The 18,980-nt window shown below is 65.4% G+C and carries 16 protein-coding genes; 8 read left to right on the top strand and 8 right to left on the bottom strand.

What is annotated here, in order from left to right:
* Nucleotides 1-333: 333 nt before the first annotated feature.
* Nucleotides 334-1,941: a 2-isopropylmalate synthase gene (locus tag AADZ90_RS15120; RefSeq protein ID WP_411997057.1), complete on the bottom strand. Its 1,608-nt coding sequence runs from the start codon at nucleotides 1,939-1,941 to the stop codon at nucleotides 334-336.
* A 119-nt stretch (nucleotides 1,942-2,060) separates the two neighbouring features.
* Between AADZ90_RS15120 and AADZ90_RS15115 the strand changes: the two genes are divergently transcribed.
* Complete coding sequence (locus tag AADZ90_RS15115) at nucleotides 2,061-3,746, top strand: NAD+ synthase (protein ID WP_367310692.1); 1,686 nt, start codon at nucleotides 2,061-2,063, stop codon at nucleotides 3,744-3,746.
* A 63-nt stretch (nucleotides 3,747-3,809) separates the two neighbouring features.
* Here the strand turns inward: AADZ90_RS15115 and AADZ90_RS15110 are convergent, their stop codons facing one another.
* From AADZ90_RS15110 to AADZ90_RS15090, 5 genes are all read right to left on the bottom strand, one after another.
* A complete protein-coding gene (locus tag AADZ90_RS15110) occupies nucleotides 3,810-4,985 on the bottom strand; it encodes a PAS domain-containing sensor histidine kinase (protein WP_367310693.1) in 1,176 nt (391 codons plus the stop codon).
* 85 nt (nucleotides 4,986-5,070) lie between these two features.
* A complete protein-coding gene (locus tag AADZ90_RS15105; RefSeq protein WP_367310694.1) occupies nucleotides 5,071-5,982 on the bottom strand; it encodes an MBL fold metallo-hydrolase in 912 nt (303 codons plus the stop codon).
* 154 nt (nucleotides 5,983-6,136) lie between these two features.
* Entirely contained in the window at nucleotides 6,137-7,141 is a 1,005-nt protein-coding gene (locus AADZ90_RS15100) for an NADP-dependent oxidoreductase (protein ID WP_367310695.1), read from the bottom strand.
* A 203-nt stretch (nucleotides 7,142-7,344) separates the two neighbouring features.
* Nucleotides 7,345-8,340: a DUF4062 domain-containing protein gene (locus AADZ90_RS15095; protein WP_367310696.1), complete on the bottom strand. Its 996-nt coding sequence runs from the start codon at nucleotides 8,338-8,340 to the stop codon at nucleotides 7,345-7,347.
* Nucleotides 8,341-8,579: 239 nt separating this feature from the next.
* Nucleotides 8,580-8,972, bottom strand: coding sequence for a metallopeptidase family protein (locus AADZ90_RS15090; protein WP_367310697.1), 393 nt, complete (start codon nucleotides 8,970-8,972; stop codon nucleotides 8,580-8,582).
* A gap of 61 nt (nucleotides 8,973-9,033) precedes the next feature.
* Here AADZ90_RS15090 and gltX point away from each other — a divergent pair, with 61 nt between their 5' ends.
* Nucleotides 9,034-10,353 carry a glutamate--tRNA ligase gene (gene gltX / locus AADZ90_RS15085; RefSeq protein WP_367310698.1) on the top strand — a complete coding sequence of 440 codons (1,320 nt, stop codon included), beginning with the start codon at nucleotides 9,034-9,036 and terminating at the stop codon, nucleotides 10,351-10,353.
* Here gltX and AADZ90_RS15080 read toward each other — a convergent pair.
* Together AADZ90_RS15080 and AADZ90_RS15075 are read right to left on the bottom strand one after the other, a co-directional pair.
* Nucleotides 10,350-11,306 carry an aldo/keto reductase gene (locus tag AADZ90_RS15080; RefSeq protein WP_367310699.1) on the bottom strand — a complete coding sequence of 319 codons (957 nt, stop codon included), beginning with the start codon at nucleotides 11,304-11,306 and terminating at the stop codon, nucleotides 10,350-10,352. The genes gltX and AADZ90_RS15080 overlap by 4 nt on opposite strands.
* Nucleotides 11,307-11,708: 402 nt before the next feature.
* Nucleotides 11,709-12,695, bottom strand: a complete 987-nt coding sequence (locus AADZ90_RS15075; protein WP_367310700.1) for a DUF2125 domain-containing protein — start codon at nucleotides 12,693-12,695, stop codon at nucleotides 11,709-11,711.
* Nucleotides 12,696-12,760: 65 nt separating this feature from the next.
* Between AADZ90_RS15075 and AADZ90_RS15070 the strand changes: the two genes are divergently transcribed.
* From AADZ90_RS15070 to AADZ90_RS15045, 6 genes are all read left to right on the top strand, one after another.
* Nucleotides 12,761-13,282, top strand: a complete 522-nt coding sequence (locus AADZ90_RS15070; RefSeq protein ID WP_367310701.1) for a gamma-glutamylcyclotransferase — start codon at nucleotides 12,761-12,763, stop codon at nucleotides 13,280-13,282.
* 102 nt (nucleotides 13,283-13,384) lie between these two features.
* Entirely contained in the window at nucleotides 13,385-14,578 is a 1,194-nt protein-coding gene (locus tag AADZ90_RS15065; RefSeq protein ID WP_367310702.1) for a biopolymer transporter ExbB, read from the top strand.
* Nucleotides 14,579-14,581: 3 nt separating this feature from the next.
* Nucleotides 14,582-16,192 carry a peptidoglycan -binding protein gene (locus tag AADZ90_RS15060; RefSeq protein WP_367310703.1) on the top strand — a complete coding sequence of 537 codons (1,611 nt, stop codon included), beginning with the start codon at nucleotides 14,582-14,584 and terminating at the stop codon, nucleotides 16,190-16,192.
* Nucleotides 16,193-16,423: 231 nt separating this feature from the next.
* The gene (locus AADZ90_RS15055; RefSeq protein WP_367310704.1) at nucleotides 16,424-17,341 is read left to right on the top strand and encodes a manganese-dependent inorganic pyrophosphatase; all 918 of its coding nucleotides are present in this window, start codon (nucleotides 16,424-16,426) and stop codon (nucleotides 17,339-17,341) included.
* A gap of 129 nt (nucleotides 17,342-17,470) precedes the next feature.
* A complete protein-coding gene (locus AADZ90_RS15050) occupies nucleotides 17,471-18,343 on the top strand; it encodes a TIGR01459 family HAD-type hydrolase (protein WP_367310705.1) in 873 nt (290 codons plus the stop codon).
* 94 nt (nucleotides 18,344-18,437) lie between these two features.
* Complete coding sequence (locus AADZ90_RS15045; protein ID WP_367310706.1) at nucleotides 18,438-18,881, top strand: MaoC family dehydratase; 444 nt, start codon at nucleotides 18,438-18,440, stop codon at nucleotides 18,879-18,881.
* Nucleotides 18,882-18,980 lie beyond the last annotated feature (99 nt).

Raw genomic sequence — 18,980 nt, 5'->3', positions numbered from 1 at the left:
GGCTTTGGCTAAGTCCTTGATTTTTCGCGGTCGCGCTGGTTGCGGCGGCGTTGATCCATAAGTCGCGACGTATCGGTCGGTGGGACGGATAAGTGACACCTTATGGGTTCGGGTGCGGGTCCTCGGGTTGCGACTGATGAGTGCGGGTGTTGCATGGCGCGGACGGTAACGGAGCCGTTGCCGCAACGTGCGGAGTGTCGAGTTGCAGCGCCGGGGATGGCGGCTCGGCGCTCCCTTGCGGGCGCTTCTCGCTGGGGCCGAAGAGCGCCCGCAAGGGAGCGATGAGGGGCCGTCAGAGGCTGGCGCGGATGAATACGCCCGGCCGGGTCACGTTCAGTTGCTTTCCGGGACGCTCTCTTCGGTGGTCTCGGGCTGGGGCGCGTCTTCCGATCCCTCGGTGTCAGCCGCCTCCGTCTCGGGCGCGGGATCATCCGGCACCGCCGCGTCCGACGGGGCTTCGGCGGGGGTCGGCGTCTCAGGCGCCTCCTCGCCTTCCGCGCTGGCTGAGGTCGCGAGGACGCCGTCGGTCCATTCGCCGGTCGCCTCCTCTCCGGAGGCGAAGCGCATCGTGCCTTCGCCCGAGCGGCGGCCGTTTTCGAACGTGCCTTCGTAGACGTCGCCGTTGGCGTAGGTGGCGATGCCCTGGCCGCTCATCTCGCCGTCGCGCCAGTCGCCGGTATAGGTGAAGCCACCGGGCATGGTGATCGTGCCCTGGCCGTGGCGGCGCCCGGCGAGGAAGTCGCCCTCGTAGACCGTGCCGTCGGCATAGGTCGCGATACCCTGCCCCTCGCGCTGGCCTTCGGACCATTCGCCTTCGTAGCGGTAGCCGTCGGGGTAGACCATGACGCCGAAGCCGTGGTTCTGGGCGGCCCGGAAGCCGCCGGTATAGACGATGCCGCCGTCATAGGTGGCGGTGCCTTCGCCGTCGATCACGCCCTCGACCCAGTTGCCCTGGTAGGTGGCGCCGTTGGCGTAGGTGATCTTGCCCTCGCCATGGGCCACATCGTCGGCGAAGGTGCCGACATAGACCGAACCGTCGGGATAGGTCGCCTCGCCTTCGCCCGCGATGCGGCCTTCGGCCCAGTCGCCGGTATAGCGGAACCCGTCGGCGCCGGTGAAGGTGCCGGTGCCATGGCGGCGATCACCCGAGAACGTGCCCTCGTAGACGTCGCCGTTGGCGTAGGTCATGCGGCCCTCGCCCTCGCGCTTGCCGGCGGTCAGCGTGCCTTCGTAGATGTCACCATTGGGTTGGGTGAGGGTGCCTTGCCCCTCGATCTCGCCGCTGACGAAGGTGCCGGTGTAGCTGAAGCCGTCGGGGAGTGTCAGGGTGCCTTGCCCGTTGCGTTCGTCGCCCTTGAGTTCGCCCTCATAGGTCGAGCCGTCGGCATAGGTGATTGTGCCGCTGCCCTCCTTGGTGCCGTTCAGCCAGTCGCCGGTATAGACGTAGCCCGAGGGCGCGCGCATCGTGCCGGTGCCGTGATGGGCGGCGTTGAGGAAGCCGCCTTCGTAGATCACGCCGTTGGCGTATTCGGCGATGCCTTCGCCGGTGATCTTGCCGTCGGTCCACTGGCCTTCATAGGTGCCGCCATCGGCGAAGGTGATCTTGCCGATGCCTTCTGGCTTGCCGGCGGCGAACTGGCCTTCGTAGACGGATCCGTTGGGGAATTCGGCGATGCCGTTGCCGCGGATCTCACCCTCGACCCAGTCGCCTGTATAGACGTAGCCGTTGGGCAGGCGGTAGGTGCCCTGCCCGTGCTGGCGGCCGTCGCGGAAGGTGCCTTCGTAGACGCCGCCGTCTTCGTATTGCTTGGTGATGACGCCGCCATCGGGCTCCGGCACGGTCTGCGCGGCGGGCTCTGCGCCCGGTGTCTCCTGCGCCGGTGCGGCGGTCGCAGCGAAGATCGCCAGCGCGGCTGTCGTCGCGAAATACGGCCTTGCCATCATACGGCTGTCCTTTTCCCCCGGTGAGCCCCTGGGACGAACGGTAGAGGAGCGGCGGGCGGCGGGCAACGGTGAACGCAGCGCTTTCCTGTCGCTGTGGGTCTGCTACATCGGAGGGCATGGATGGATCGGGGATCAGTGGCGATCGCTTCCGGGTGCTGCTGGGGCAGCTCAACCCGGTGATGGGCGATCTGGCGGGCAACGCGGCCAAGGCGCGCGCGGCCTGGGACGAGGGACGCGCGCGGGGGGTGGACCTGGTCGCGCTGCCAGAGATGTTTCTGACCGGTTACCAGCCGCAGGACCTGATCCGGAAGCAGGCCTTTGTGCTGGACGCGGCCGAACATCTGGACCGGCTGATGGCAGAGTGCGCGGATGGGCCGGCGCTGGCGATCGGGGCGCCGTATGTGGACGGCGTGCGGCTGCACAACGCCTATCACGTGCTGCATGGGGGGCAGGTGATCAGCCGGTCGCTCAAGCACTTCCTGCCGAATTTCAACGTCTTCGACGAGGTGCGGGTGTTCAACCGTGGGGGCGTCGAGGGCCCTTGGACCATCGGCAATCACGGGCCGCGGATCGGCAACCCGGTTTGCGAGGATGCGTGGTATCCGGACGTGACCGAGACGATGGCCGAATGCGGGGCGGAGGTGTTCATCGTCCCCAACGGGTCGCCCTATTTCCGGGACAAGTTCGAGATCCGGCTGAACCAGATGGTGAGCCGCGTGGTCGAGACGGGGCTGCCGCTGGTCTATCTGAACATGGTCGGCGGGCAGGACGATCAGGTTTTCGACGGCGGGTCCTTCGTGCTGGACCGGCACGGGGCGCTGATGATGCAGTTCCCGGTCTTCGAGGAGCATCTGGGCGAGGTCGTGTTCGAGCGGCGGGAGGACGGCTGGCATCCTCTGAAGGGCGAGATGGCGGTGCTGCCCGGATCGCTGGAACAGGATTACCGGGTGATGGTTCTGGCGCTGCGGGATTACCTGGGCAAAACCGGGTTTTCGAAGGTGCTGCTGGGGTTGTCCGGGGGGGTGGATTCGGCGCTGGTGGCGGCCATCGCGGTGGATGCGCTGGGGCCGGAGAACGTGCGCTGTGTGATGCTGCCGTCGGAATACACCTCTGCCGCGTCGCTGGAGGATGCGGCGCGGGCGGCGGCGCTGTTGGGCGTGCGGCTGGACGAGGTGTCGATCGAGGGCGCGCGGGCGGCGGTGGAAGAGGCGCTGGCGCCGCTTTTCGAGGGCCGCGCGGCGGATATCACCGAGGAGAATATCCAGTCGCGGCTGCGCGGGCTGATGCTGATGGCGCAGTCGAACAAGTTCGGGGAGATGCTGCTGACGACCGGCAACAAGTCCGAGGTCGCGGTGGGCTATGCCACGATCTATGGCGACATGTCGGGCGGCTACAATCCGATCAAGGACCTCTACAAGACGCGGGTTTTCGAGATCTGCCGCTGGCGGAACGCCAACTGGCGGGACTGGATGAAGGGCCCGGAGGGGGAGGCGGTGCCGGTGGCGATCATCGACAAGCCGCCGTCGGCCGAGCTGCGGGCGGATCAGAAGGACGAGGATTCGCTGCCGCCCTACGAGGTGCTGGACGGGATCCTGAAGATGCTGGTCGACGAGGAGAAATCCGTCGCCGATTGCGTCGCCGCCGGATACGACCGGGAGGTCGTGAAGAAGGTGGAGCACCTGCTCTATATCAGCGAATACAAGCGGTTTCAGTCGGCGCCGGGCGCGCGTCTGTCGCCGCGGGCCTTCTGGCTGGACCGGCGTTACCCGATCGTCAACCGCTGGCGCGATCCCAGCGGGTAGCGTCTTTCGGGGCGCTCGGCGCGCCCTTGCGGGCGCGTCTCGCTTGGGGCCGAAGAGCGTCCGTCAGGACGCGATGAGGGGCCGGTCAGAGAAGGCGGCCCTGCGGGGTTCTGCGCGCCTTTCCGGGCCGGGCGGTTCAGCCCCGGCATCGATCGACAGGATCTTGCCGGGCAGGGAAAACCCGATCTTCGTGCGACCGGTCGGCGCGGGCAACTGGCGGAGCACGCCGTCCCGCTCTTCCACCAGGTCGCGCACGAGGATCATCGCGGGATGGGCATCGGCCGCGTTACGGCGGGGGATGATCGCGCGGCCGTCCGAACGAAGATCGCTTGCCGGTCCGATCCCGTCATCGGTGAGGGTGAACCAAAGCTGATCGCCGCTGATGGGATCGGGTTCAACCCCGAGCTCGACGGTCGACTGCGCGTAGCGCAAGGTCACTTCGAACAAATTGCGCAAAATGAGCTGCAGGGCCACCCGGTCCGCATGGAGCGTGGCGTCGGGGAACCGGATGGCGAATTGTCCCTCGGGGTCGAGAACGCCCGTCACTTCCCGGCAGATGTGATCGAGGGCGAGGTCCGAGGGCGTGTCGGTTTCGAGGTCGATGGACTCGGCCTTGCGCAGGATGCCCTCCATATGCCTCAGCGCGGTCGAGGCGGTGTCTTCCACCATCTGCAGCTGTCCGACCTTTTCGTCACCGAGATCAAGGAAGCCGTCCTTGATCAGGCCGACCAGGCCAAGGATCGTCTGGAACGGACCGCGCATGTCCTGCGCGGCCATGGCAGAGAACAGGCGCAGGTCATCGACCATGCCCGACAGGCGCGCCCGGTCGGCAACGGCGTCGAATTCCCGCGCCTTGTAGGCAGAGATATCGACGGCGCTGCCGACGATCGTTCTGACCGCTCCGCACCGGTCGAAGATGGGCGACAGCGTGGTCTGGTACCATTTTGCCCCGGTCGGAAGCTCGAGCAGTTCTTCGTAGATATGCTCCTTCCCGCTGTCGCGGCAGGTCGCGTAGTGATCGCAGACCGCATCGGCGATGCGCGGCGGCAGCGCGGCGTGGGCCGGCCGGCCGGCCACATCGGCATTTCGCAGGCCGCTGAAGGCTTCGTGTCGCGGATTGAGGTGCCGGATGAGAAAGCCGCCATCCGGGGCGACCTCGATAAGGAACATGATCTGGCTGATCGCGTCGATCAGGCGCTCAAGCTCTGCCCCCCGGCAGTTGTTGGTCGTTCTGTCCATTGCGATTTCCCCCGTCGCCACGCGGAAGGCGCGGCGACACGAGGAAAGCAGACGGTGATGAAGAAACCCCTAACAGGCCCCGGGCTCAGCCGAGGAACTGGTAGCTGACGGGGACGTAATGGAACCCCTCGCCGCGCGTTTCGACAAAGCCCGCCGCGGGGAAGGGCATGTGGTAGCCGATGATCGGGAAGCGGTCGGTCGCGGCCATGTCGAGGATGCGGCGGCGCGAGGCGGCGGCGGCTTCCTTGTCCATGTCGAACCGCACCTCCCAATCCGGGTAGCCGAGCGACCAGACATAGTGGTTGGCGAGGTCGGCGATCAGCAGGATCTGCTGGCCTCCGGATTCGATCATGTAAGTCATGTGGCCCGGCGTGTGGCCGAAGGCGGCGACGGCGGTGATGCCGGTGCGGACCTCGGCCCCGTCGTCGATCATCTGGAACTGGTCCTGAAGCGGCAGGACGTTGTTCGTGACGGCATCGTTGGGGTTGGCCGTCCAGTGGTCGAATTCGGCCTGGCCGGTGATGTGGACGGCCTCTGCATAGGTGGCGGCGCCGTCGGTCATCAGGCCGCCGACATGGTCGGGATGCATGTGGGTGATGACGACATGGGTGATGTCGGCGGGCGCATAGCCCGCGTCGGAGAGGGCCGTGATGAGGCCGCCCTGGCCGAGGCCGGTGTCGAAGAGGATCCGCTCGGACCCGGTATCGACGAGCGTGGGGGTGAAGAAGAAATGGCCGGCCTCGGGGCTGATGAAGTTTTCCTGCGAGACGCGGTCGAATTCTTCTTCGGAGACGTTCATGCCGAAGATGCTCTGGGGGTCGTCGTCGCGGGCGGTGTGGGCGTCGAGGAGGGTGATGACCCGGAACTCGCCCAGCTGGAAGGCGCGGTTGGTGGGCAGCGCGCTGGCTTCGTGGCCGGCCGCGCGGGTGACGCGCGGGGTGAGGGCGAGCGCGGGGGCGGCAAGGCCTGTGGCGAGGGTCTGGCGGCGGGTGAGCATGGGTGGTCCTCCTGTTGTTGGGCAGGAAGGTAGGGCGTTTGGCCGCAGGGAAAGGGGGGATCACGGGGATGCGAGGGCGGGGGCTCGGCGCTCCCTTGCGGGCGCTTCTCGCTCGGGGCCGAAGAGCGCCCGTCAGGGAGCGATGAGGGGCCCGTCAGAGGCGGACGAGGAGTTTGCCGGTATTGGCGCCCTCGAACAGCAGGTTCAGGGCCTCGGGGGCCTTATCCAGCCCGTCGACCACGTGGGTCGGCATCCGCAGCGTGCCGTCGGCCATCCAGCGGGCGAGGTCCTGCGTGATCGCGGGGAAATCGGCCAGGTGGTCGAGGATGATGAAGCCGCGGATGGTCAGGCGGCGGTTCACGATCTCTCCGAAGCGGTAGGGGCCGGGAACGGGGTCGGTCGCGTTGTAGGCGGAGATCAGGCCGCAGATCGTCAGGCGGGCGAAATCCTTCATGTTGGCGAGGGCGGCGTCGAGGACGGGGCCGCCGACATTCTCGAAATGCAGGTCGATCCCCTTGGGCGCGTGGGCGCGCAGGGCCTTGGCGACATCCTCTGTCTTGTAGTTGATCGCGGCAGCGTAGCCGTAGTGGTCCACCAGCGCCGCGCATTTCTCGTCCGTTCCGGCGATGCCGATGGGATGGGCGCCGTGGGCCCGGGCGATCTGCCCCGCCATGATCCCGACCGACCCCGCCGCGCCGCTGATCGAGACGACCTCCCCCGCCTGCAGCCCGCCGATCTTCAGCAGGCCCAGATGGGCGGTGGGGCCGGCGACGCTGAGGATGGCGAAGGCCTCGGCCATATCGGCGCCCTTGGGCAGGGGGAAGGGGGCGAAGCCCTTGCCGTCGGTGACGAACCGCGCGGCCCAGGGGCCGATGCCGCTGAGATGGGTGCCTTCGGGAAACTGCGGATGGCGGCTTTTCGTGACCTCGCCCAGAAGGACGCCGCGCATGGGACCCCCGATTTGCACGTTATCGGTGTAGAGCGCGCCCTCGGTCAGCCAGACCCGGTTGGTGGCGTCGAGCGAGAGATAGCGCGTGGCGACCTCCACCTCCCCCTCGGCGGGCTCGGGGAGGGGGGTGTCCTCGAGCGAGAACGTCTCCCCCGTGATCGGCCCGGTGGGGCGGGTCCGGTAGATCCAGGTGGGGGTGGTTTGGGGCATGGGGTGCTCTCAGTGAAGAAATAGTACTATCAGGTCCCACAAAAGAGGCAATCTGTCCTCCTTGCTAAGATTTCAAAAGTAGAAGCCGAGCGAAGCAAGAAGTTTCGCTAAGCTGCCAATCTATCAACTAACTCTGTATATAGACGTCTCCTGAACGTATTTTAGCTACGAGGGTGAGCTAACTGGAGCTGTCTCCACTCATATCATTTCTTCACTACCATTCCTTCAATAAAAGTAGAGCGACCCCTTTGTGTAAGACTTAGAAATTCAGAAACCCCACCCGCGACCGTCTTTGATACTTTTGTTGAGATTAGGCCAAGTGCAACAAGTTGAACTTTAATTCTTATCTTATCCGTTTCGTTAATCTTCGCTGGTTCATAATCGGCCCCTGCTTCCTTCATGGCCTGTTGCAGGCCATACAAGATAAAAGAGTCTGGTCGAGCTTGATCCAGCTGACCGGCAACTCCTAGAAAAATCTGCCTCCACGACAAAGAAGCTGTCCTTGGCGTATATACTGAATTGCCGCGCCCATTATAATATCTCGACTCGTATCTGAATTCAAAGCTGTCATCAAAATCTGCTATATCATCGAGAGGTGGATTTTGAGCCTTTCGGAGTTTTGCGATCTCTTCGCGCAGCTCTACGTTCTCTTGAAGAGCTTTGTTGCTCTGTTCCAGAACGCTGTCACTTGCGGCGCTATCACCACGGATCCATCCTACTTGAGGAAGATCATTAAATGCATGTATAAGTGACTTTAATACCAAAGGTTCAAGTTCTTGTCGGTTGCTCCAAGTCTTTACTAGTCTGCCGCTCATAACCTTCGTTCGAAATGTATCGAGTGCATTGAGGATGTTCTGATCTATATCACTCTTGCCAACTGGTATCTGACTGGGGTCACTATGAACAAATGCGATAACTACTTTTCCAGTTTCAACGGCATAATCATATTCTCGTTCAGTGTAGCTAATGCCCTCCGAATCTATTGATCCATAACGCCCACCCATGATCAAGAGATAATAGTCACACTCATCAATAACCTTCTTGATATAGTCGAGTTGATTTATATCTGCGGCCGGAAAAAGTTCCATGCCAGCAGGGATGTGTTTTAAGTCGAGAATATTACGAATAGCGTCTTGCCGCTCATCCATTAGGTCTCGAAATGTAGATGAAACAAATACTTGATACTTCTTCTGCGACATCATTAATAACCGGCCAAGCTAACTCATGCCCAGCCATGCCCTTCTCCTGCAAGAACTCTACCTAAGATTGCTTTATCTGGTCTCCATGTCTAGTGCGATTTTCCTCCCAGCGTAAGCCTCATTCTATTGGTGCGCTCAACTGAGCGATGCCAAATTTGCCTGTATCGCTAAACCGCTTTGCTTATCTGTCGAGACGGTTTGCGTCCTAGGGACTAGGTCCAAAGAGCCTTTAGCAACTCTCACTCCCACCACCGATCCACCTCTGCGATATCGTCATCCGACCACCCGAAGTGGTGGGCGAATTCGTGGATCGTCACGTGGGCGACCAGCTCGGGGAGGGTGGTGCCGGGGCGCTCTTCCAGCTCGGCCAGGATCGGGCGGCGGAAGAGCCAGACGGTGTCGGGGCTGAGCGGCTGGTCGAAGCTCGACTTCTCGGTCAGGGGGATCCCGTCGTAGAGGCCCGTGATCTCCCACTTCTCGTCCGCGTCGCCCGGCACCTCCATCAGGTCGTCGGGGATGAAGTCGGCCGCGACGATGGCGACCGCGGCCGCGGGCCCGGCGAAGGGGGCGGGGAGGGCCGCGATGGTGCGGCGGGCGATCTCTTCGATCTCGTCCAGGGTGGGGTCGGCCATGGCCCGTCATATGGACAAAAGTCCCCTCTCGTGAAAGAGGCGGGGCCAAGGAGATTGTCAGATGGTCACGACGCGTTTCGCCCCCTCGCCCACGGGATACCTGCATATCGGCAACCTGCGTGCGGCGCTGTTCAACTATGCCATCGCGCGCAAGGCCGGCGGCACCTTCATCCTGCGGATCGACGACACCGATCCGGAGCGGTCGAAGGAAGAGTATGTGGAGGCGATCCGGGAGGATCTGCAGTGGTTGGGGCTGGACTGGGACCGGGAAGAGCGGCAGTCGGAGCGGCTGGACCGCTATGCGGCGGCGCAGGCGCGGCTGGTCGAGATGGGGCGGCTTTATGAGTGTTTCGAGACCCCGACCGAGCTGGATCTGAAGCGGAAGAAGCAGCTGAACATGGGCAAGCCGCCGGTTTACGATCGGGCGGCGCTGGATCTGTCGGAGGACGAGAAGGCGGCGTTGCGGGCCGAGCGGGCGCCCCATTGGCGGTTCAAGCTGGACCGGGAGCGGATCGAGTGGGCGGACGGGATCCTTGGGGAGATTTCGATCGACGCGGCGAGCGTGTCGGACCCGGTGCTGATCCGGGGGGACGGGCAGGTGCTCTATACGCTGGCGTCGGTGGTGGATGATACCGAGATGGGCGTGACGGATGTGGTGCGCGGGTCGGATCATGTGACGAACACGGCGACCCAGATCCAGATGATCGAAGCGCTGGGCGGGGATGTGCCGCGGTTCGCGCATCATTCGCTGCTGACGGGCCCGCAGGGGGAGGCGCTGTCGAAGCGGCTGGGGACGCTGGCGCTGCGGGATCTGCGGGCGGAGGGGATCGCGCCGGAGGCGGTGCTGTCGCTGATGTCGCGGCTGGGATCGTCGGACCCGGTGGAGTTGCGGGCGGACGTGGCCGAGGTGGTCGAGGGGTTCGATCTGGCGAAATTCGGCGCGGCGCCGACGAAGTTCGACAAGGCCGATCTGGGGCCGCTGACGGCGCGGCACATCGCGTCGTTGCCGTTCGGCGCGGTGGCGGATCGGGTTTCGGCGGCTGGGGTGCCGGACGCGCTGGCCGAGCGGTTCTGGGGCGTCGTGCGCGAGAACATCGCGACTTTGGACGAGATCGAGGGCTGGTGGCGGGTCTTCTCCGACGGGGCCGAGGCGGAGGTCGCCGAGGAGGACCGAGAGTTCGTGACGAGCGCTTTCGAGATGCTGGGCGAACCGCCCTATGACGACGCCACGTGGGCGGACTGGACCGGCCGCGTGAAAGAGGCGACGGGGCGCAAGGGCAAGGGCCTGTTCATGCCGCTGCGGCTGGCCGTGACGGGCCGGGCGCGGGGGCCCGAGATGGCCGACGTGATGCCGCTGTTGCAGGGGAAGCCGGGGCTTTAACGCCCCAGAACGCGGTCGATCTCGGCCATCGTATCGGGCGGCAGGGGGCCGTGCTGGAGGGCCGCCGCCGTCTCTTCGATCTGGTCGGGCGTTCGGGCGCCGGGGATCGGGACGGCGCGGTCGGATCTGGCGAGGAGCCAGCAGAGCGCGCCCTGGGCCAGCGTGCGGCCGCCGGTCTGGAGCAGGTCGCGGACCGCGTCGAGGCTGGCCAGGTGGGCCGGGTTGACCCGGCCGTTTTCGAAGAAATCGCGTGAGGCGCGGGTGGTGGCGCGGACGTCGTCGGCGGCCATCTGCGTGGTCGCGTCGAACTTGCCGGTCAGGATGCCCATGGCAAGCGGTGATCGGATGAGGGCGATCAGGTTATTCGCCTCGGCGATGGCCTGCATCCGGGGTGCATCGTGGACGACATTCATCGCGAATTGGGTGGCGTTGACGCCCGGACGCAGGGCCGCTTCGGCGCGGTCGGGGAGATCGGTGCTCCAGCCATAGGTGCGGATCTTTCCAGTCTGGCGGGCTTCCTCCATCCGGTCGAGGATCGGGAGGGCGTGCTCGACAGCCATCTCGCCCGCATGGAGGAGCAGGATGTCGATCCGGTCGCGGTCGAGGCGGCGGAGGCAGGCGTCTATGGCTGCGGGGACGTTGGTCGGGTCCGTGTCGGGGCCTTTGAGCTGGCGGGCCTCCTCGTCGATGGCGAGGCCGATCTTTGTGACGATCAGCGCGTCGGGCCGGTCCTTGAGCGCGCGGGCCAGCAGACGCTCCGCATGGCCGGTGCCGTAGGCGGCTGCGGTGTCGAAAAGCTGGATGCCGGCATCGAGGGCCGCGTGGATCGTGCGGATGGATTGCGCGTCATCGGCGCCTGAATAGCCAAGCGGCGTGTCGCCGTCGAAGAACGGGCCGCCGATGGGCCAGCAGCCCATGCCGATGGGGGAAATCGTCGTGCCGAGTATGTCCATGATTTTTCCTCACTTTTCGTTGGGGCAGAATGCGCGCCGATGATCGCCTCGCGAAACGGCGAAGATCGGAAGCGGGGTTGCAGGAGTGGAAGTGTGGGATGGGCGCGGGGCCGGAATGGCCGATGTGATGCGCCTGTCGGAGGTGGCTCCGGGAGTGCCGGGCTGACACCTCGGGACTTCAATACGTCTAGCCAAGGGGTGCCCGCCGATCAAGCGTCCCGCCCGGCGGCAACGCCGGGCATCGCCCGACCTCCCCCAGGAAGGCGATTTTGCGACCTTTCAAGTCGCGGGCCGGTCAGATCGCTGGCAATGCCATGCGAAGCGAGACCGTTGCTACGCCCTCCAGGTCGGGCAATGCCCTTATCGCCAGAGCTCTGCGCTTTCTGACTGGATCGCGGGTCTCTACCGCACCATCGGCAACGGTCCCAGATCCACGCCGCCGACGCTGAGATCGCCGCGATCGAGGGCGAAGGGGATTTCCAGCGGCTGGTCGAGGCCGCCGGTGGAGAGGCCAACAAGGCCGCCCTGAAGGACGGTGGCCTGCAGCGGGGTGAGGAGGCCCGCCTGGGTGGCAAGCTCGATCACGCGCACCCAGTTGCGGGCCTCGAGCGTGCCCTCGCCGCTGGGCAGGCCGTCGGCGCCAAGGGTGAGGGTGCCGCGTGCGGTCAGCTCGATCCCGTCCCAGGAGATCTGCGCCTGCGCGACGTCGAGCGCTGTCAGCTCGGGCCGGGTTTCGGCGGCGAAGCGGTCGAGCGGGGCGGTGAGATCGGCGGTGCCGTCGATGCGCAGCGCGGTGATCGTGCGGGACAGGTCGAAGCCGGGGGGCAGCAGGGCGCCGACGGGGATCTCGATCTCGGTCAGCTCGCCGAACACGTCGTAGCGCCCGGGCTGGTCGGGGACGCGGCGGATGGCGAAGAGGCCGCCATCGGCATGGACCTCTCCCACCGGCAGGCCGAGGGCCAGCTGTTCGAGCTGGGCGGTCGCCCGGTCGAGCGGCAGGTCGGCATCGGCGGCGACAGCGGCGCTGGCCCGCAGGTCGGTCGAGCGGATGGGGATCGTCATGTCGCCGATCGTCAGGGTCTGGCGGTCGGGGAAGACGGCGATGACCTCGGTCGGGCGGTAGCTGAGGGCGAAAAGCTGGAAGAACGGTGCGCGCCAGGTGATCCCGGTGGGCACGTCCTGGATATCGGGGGCCGTAATGGTCAGATCGAAGCGCGAGGGGAAGCCGCGGACCGCGATGCTGTCATAGGTGGGCTCCAACCCGCCGGGGCGGGCGGCCTCGTCCTCGAGCCAGGTGATCGCGCCGCGTTCCAGCGCCTGGGCGCCCACAAACCAGTAGCCGCCATAGAGCGCGGCGGCGATGACGACGATCCAGAACAGCCTGCGCATGGGGCCCCTTTGCCTTGTCCGGCGCCTTCTCTATAGACCCCGCCGAAGGAGGGCCAGCGGCGCTTATGTGGGTATTCGGCTACGGATCGCTTCTATGGAACCCGGGGTTCCGGCCGGCCGAGGCGGTGAAGGCCCGGCTGGACGGGTATCACCGGTCGTTCTGCATGCGCTCGGTCGAGCATCGGGGCACGCGCGATGTGCCGGGCCTCGTGCTGGCGCTGGACGCGGCGGAGGGGGCAAGCTGCACCGGCATGGCCCTGCGCGCGGCGGAGGCAGAGGTCGAGGCGGTGCTGGCCATGCTGCGCGAGCGGGAGCTGGTGACGGCGGCCTATCTGGAACGCCACCTGACGCTGGCGCTGGACGATGGGCGGCAGGTCGACGCGCTGGCCTATGTGATCGATCCTGATCATGGGCAATATTGCCGCCTGCCGCTGCAGGAACAGGCGCGGATCATCGCCACCGCCCATGGTGGCCGGGGGCCGAACACCGAATATCTGCACAATACCGCCGCCCATCTGGCGGAACTTGGCGTGCGCGATGCGGAGATCGAATGGCTTGACGCAGAGGTGAGGCGAATCGCCCACTGATGCCGCCCACGGGGCTTATTGCCGCCATATTCCCGTGGTGTTTCCAAAATCGAACCAGTAACCTCTGGGCAAGGACCCAGTTCAACGAGAGGACCCGTCCGCATGGACAGAAGGGATCCCGAGGCCGAGCCGCAGTTTTCACAGCCGATCAGCCAGTTGGTATGGATGCTGGTCGTGCTCGCCCTGGTCGGCGTGGGTGGGTATCTGGCCTATCCGCGTGTGTCGCCGATCTTCGTCGCGAACCCCTATCTGAACGGGTTCATCTTCCTGGTCTTCGTGATCGGCGTGCTGGCCTGCTTCTTCCAGGTTTTCACCCTGATGTCCTCGGTCCGCTGGATCGAACGGTTTGCCAGCAATACCCGCGACGACGCCGCCGGCAGCGCACCGCGCCTTCTGGCGCCGCTCGCCACGCTGCTGCGGTCGCGCAACGCGCAGATGAAGCTGGGCGCATCCTCGACCCGGTCGATCCTCGATTCCGTGGCGACCCGCATCGACGAGGCGCGCGAGATCACGCGCTATATCGTCAGCCTGCTCATCTTTCTGGGCCTTCTGGGCACCTTCTACGGGCTTGCGACAACCGTGCCGGCCGTTGTCGACACGATCCGGTCGCTCGCCCCGCAGGAGGGGGAGGAGGGCGTCGATATCTTCAACCGCCTGATGACGGGGCTGGAGGCGCAGCTGGGCGGGATGGGCGTGGCCTTTGCGTCGTCTTTGCTGGGTCTCGCCGGGTCGCTGGTCGTGGGCCTGCTCGAGATCTTCGCGGGCCACGGGCAGAACCGGTTCTACCGCGAGCTAGAGGAATGGCTGTCCTCCATCACCCGCCTGGGCTTTTCCAGCGGCGAGGAGGGCGGCGTCGGCGGCGGTGAGGTCGCGGGCTTCGTCGATCACATGTCGGCGCAGATGGAAGCGCTGCAGGTCATGCTGCATCAGTCCGAGATCGCGCGCGGCCAGCTTGAGGATCGGCTCGGGCGGCTTGCCAAGGCGATCGAGGGGCTGGTGAACCAGAACAACGAGGACGATACCCAGGCGACCCTGACCGAAGCACTGATGCACATCGCCGAGGGGCAGGACCGGCTGATCACCACGATGCAGGAGGCGGGCGAAGGCGGCATCGATCCCGAGGCGCGGATGCGCCTGCGGTCGATCGATGTGCAATTGATCCGCCTGCTGGAAGAGATCTCGGCCGGGCGGCAGGAAACGATGGCCGAAATCCGCGGCGATCTGTCCGCGCTGTCGCGCACGATCCGCCAGACCCAGGGCGTTCGCCCGCGCGCCGTGGGCGACCGGGAGGGGTAGGGGATGGCGCTTAGCCGACGCTCCGGCGCCCGCTTCCAGTCGTCGATCTGGCCCGGCTTCGTGGATGCGATGACGGGCCTTCTGCTGGTGCTGATGTTCGTGCTGACGATCTTCATGATCGTGCAGTTCGTCCTGCGGGAGACGATCACCGGTCAGGCCTCGGAGTTGAACGAGCTGACCTCAGAGGTCGCGGCCCTGGCCGAGGCGTTGGGGTTGGAGCAGGACCGGACCTCGTCGCTGGAGGACCGGGTCGGGACCCTGCAGGCCACCCTGACCGATGCCGCGCGGGAAGCGGAGGAGCAATCGGCGCTGATCGCGGCACTCACCGCGGAACGCGACCGGCAGGCGGCGGATCTGGCCGCGGCCACCACCCGCATCACCGATTTCGAGGCGCGGGTCGCGGCGCTGCTGGCGGATCGGGACGCCGCCCGGGCGACGGTCGAGGATCTGCGGACCGAACAGGCCGAGCTTCTGTCGCAGCAGGAGGCGCTGGATCTGGCGCTGGCGCAGGCGCGGGACGAGATCGATGCGCAGACCGAAGCCGCGCGTCTGGATGCCGCCCGGCGCGAGGCGCTGGAGGCGCTGGTGGCCGATCTGCGGTCGGAGGAGGCGGACGGGGCCGCCGCCTTGGAGACCGCACAGACCCAGATCGACGCGCTTGAGGCGCAGCGCCTTGTCGATGCCGCCGCTGCCGAGGCGCTGCGCGCCCGGCTGGAAAACGCGGATGCGGAGCTGACGGCCATGACGCTCGCCCTAGAAGAACAGCGGGCCGAGGCGGAGGAGACGCTGACGCTTCTCGCCGCGGCGCGGGCCGCGCAGGACGATGTGACGGAGGCCCTGTCGGATGCCGATGAGCGCGCCCGCCTGCTGGCCCTCGCGCAGGAGCGGCTGGCCGAGGAAGAGGCGCTGTCGGCGGAAAGCCAGCGCGAGGTCGAGGCGCTGAACCAGCAGGTCGCGCAATTGCGCAGCCAGATGGCCTCGCTCCAGACGCTGCTGAACATGGCCGCCGAGGACGACGCGGCGGCCGAGGTCGAGATCCAGAACCTTGGCGCGCAGCTGAATCAGGCGCTGGCCCGTGCGGCAGCCGAGGAACGCCGCCGGGCCGAGCTGGAGGCGCGGGAGCGCGAACGGCTGGCGGCCGAGGCGCAGGACCTCGAACGCTACCGGTCGGAATTCTTCGGGACCCTGCGCGCGCGCCTCGAAGGCCGCGAGGGCATCCGCGTGGAAGGCGACCGCTTCGTCTTCTCCTCCGAGGTTCTGTTCCCCGTGGGCTCTGCCAGCCTGTCGCCGGACGGCCGGGCGCAGATCGCGAGGGTGGCGGCGATCCTGCGCGAGATCTCTGCCGACATCCCGCCCCAGATCGACTGGGTGATCCGCGTCGACGGCCATACCGACAACATCCCGATCTCGCGCGGCGGGCGCTATGCCAGTAACTGGGAGCTCAGCCAGGCCCGCGCCCTGTCGGTCGTGCTTTACATGACCGAGGCTTTGGGGATCCCGCCCGAGCGCCTGGCCGCCAACGGTTTTGGAGAATTCCAGCCGATCGATAGGGGCGATACGCCCGAGGCGCTGGCCCGCAACCGCCGGATCGAGTTGAAGCTGACCGAGCGCTGACGGCGGCCAAGGGTCAGAATTTTCTAGAAAATTCTGCGCATGCAAATTCTTCTAGAAGAATTTGATGCCAAGGGGTTCCTTGCTCGGGGTTTGAGGATGTGAGACCTGAACCCCGAGAATTCCGCCCTGCACGATCTTCTAGAAGATCGTGTTCTGCCTGCCGTCGCACCCCACGTGACAAGCCTCCTTCGCCTGCCTATACGGGCCGCGAACAACGCTGAGGGATACGACATGATCCAAGTTTTCGGCCATCAGGCCCCCGACACCGACAGCACCGGATCGCCGATCGTCTGGGCCTGGTATCTGTCCCAGATCAAGGGCCAGCAAGCCGAACCGCGCCTGCTGGGGGAGCCGAATACCGAGGCTGCATTCATGCTTGACCGCTGGTCCCTCGACAAGCCGCAGATCATCGACGACGTGGCCGAAGGCGCCGATTGCGTGATCGTCGACACCAACAACCCGGCCGAGCTGCCGGCCTCGATCAACGACGCCAACGTCCTGCAGATCATCGACCACCACAAGCTGACCGGCGGGCTCCAGACCAAGGCGCCGATCGAGATGACGATCCGCCCGCTCGCCTGCACCGCGACGCTGATGCACGACCTGATGGGCGAGGACGCCGCCAAGATGCCCGAGGCGATCAAGGGCGCGATGCTGTCCTGCATTCTCTCCGACACGCTCGAATTCCGCTCGCCCACGACGACCGAGACCGACCGCGCGCTGGCCGAGAGCCTCGCCGCCGATCTCGGCATCTCGATTCCCGATTACGCAGCCGAGATGTTTGCCGCCAAATCCGACGTCTCCGCCTTCTCCGAGGCAGAGCTTCTGCGGATGGACAGCAAGGAATACGAGGTGGACGGCACCAGGTTCCGCGTCTCGGTGCTTGAGACGACGTCGCCCGACCAGATCCTCTCCCGCAAGGAGGCGCTTCTTGCCGCCATGCCGCAGGTCGCGTCCGAGGATGGGGTGGATGAAGTCCTGCTTTTCGTCGTCGACATCCTGCGCGAGGAGGCGACGATGCTGATCCCGTCCGACCTGTCGAAATCGGTGGCCGAGAAGAGCTTCGGCGCGGCCGTCACCGGCGACAGCGTCGTTCTGCCCGGGATCATGTCGCGGAAGAAGCAGATCATTCCCGTTCTCAAAGTCTGAACAATCCCTGGCTCTCGGCGCTTGATTGTAAACCGGAAGGCAAGGCAACGCCGCGGTCCCCTCCGACGTAATGCCGACACGATGCCGACCGGATGCCGACCCGCCGTTTTCAGCCCTGAAAGGCCCCCCATGACACAGATTATCGAAAGCTTTTCAGAGGTTTCGGGCCGCTACGACGCCGCCTTCGTCGATCTCTGGGGCTGCATGCACAATGGCATCGAAGCCCACGCAACAGCCGTCGATGCAATGCGCAAGTACCGGGAAAACGGCGGCACGGTCGTCTTCGTCACCAACGCGCCGCGCCCCTGGCGCAGCGTTGAAAAACAGCTCGACCGGCTCGGCGTGCCGAAGGATACGTGGGATGCGATCGCCACGTCCGGCGACAGCGCGCGGGCCGCGATGTTCCGGGGCGCCGTTGGCAACAAGGTCTGGTTCATGGGTGAATCCCATGATGAGGCCTTCTTCGAACCCCCTGAAATCGTTGACGATCCGGCCCCCATCGCGCGCGTCGATCTGAAGGACGCCGACGGCATCGTCTGCTGCGGCCCCTTTGACCCGCATGCCGATCCCGAGGTCAACCGGCCCGACTTCCTCTATGCCAAGACCAAGGGTCTCAAGCTCCTCTGCGCCAATCCCGACATCGTCGTCGACCGGGGTGAGACCCGCGAATGGTGTGCCGGCGCGCTGGCAAAGCTCTATACCGAGATGGGCGGCGAAAGCCTCTATTTCGGCAAGCCGCACCCGCCGATCTACGATCTGGCCCGACGGCGGCTCGTAGCCTTAGGGAAGGATTTACCGAACGAGGGCATCGTGGCCATCGGGGACGGCATCCATACCGATATCTCGGGCGCCCGGGGCGAGGATATCGATTCCGTCTTCATTTCCGGTGGTCTGGCCGCCGACCTAACCAAAACGTCGCATAATCCTGACGCAGAAGCCTTAAACGCTTATATCGAAAAGGAAAATGTCGATCCGACCTTTACCATGGGGCAGCTGCGCTGACCTTCTTTTCGCTGGACTTTCTGCACCAGCAAAGTAATTAAGTTTCAAGTTTTGACCTTTTCGGGTCAATGATGTTACCTCATGGAGCTGGAAGATGCTCGACAACATGCCCCGCGGTACGATTTGCATCGAAGACCTCGAAATCGGGATGACCCGCCATCTGCGCAAGGTGGTGACGGATCGCGATATCGAGCTCTTCGCCGAGGTCTCGACCGACTGCAATCCGGTCCATCTGGACGACGACTACGCCCGCGACACGATCTTTTCGGGCCGGATCGCCCACGGGATGCTGACGGCCGGTCTGGTCTCTGCCGTGATCGGCGAACAGCTTCCCGGCCATGGGACGGTCTATCTGGGGCAGTCCCTCAAGTTCCTCGCCCCTGTCCGTCCGGGCGACATGGTGACGGCCGAGGTCGAGGTCACCGCCATCGACCATTCCAAGCGCCGCGTGACGATGGATACCCGCTGTCTGGTAGACGGGAAGAAGGTGCTGGCGGGCGAGGCGACGGTGCTGGCGCCGTCGCGCAAGTTCGACTGAACTCGGGGCCAAGCCTCTGATCCGAAACGGCTTTCCGCGGTTAATCAATCGTTAACTCTTTGCCTGGTCTGCTCCCCTTGCGGCTCGTCGCCCGGGGCG

The organism is Aestuariibius violaceus (assembly GCF_040779325.2).
Taxonomy (GTDB): domain Bacteria; phylum Pseudomonadota; class Alphaproteobacteria; order Rhodobacterales; family Rhodobacteraceae; genus Aestuariibius; species Aestuariibius violaceus.
Note: the sequence above shows the minus strand (reverse complement) of the source record. Positions and strands in the feature narration are given on the sequence as shown.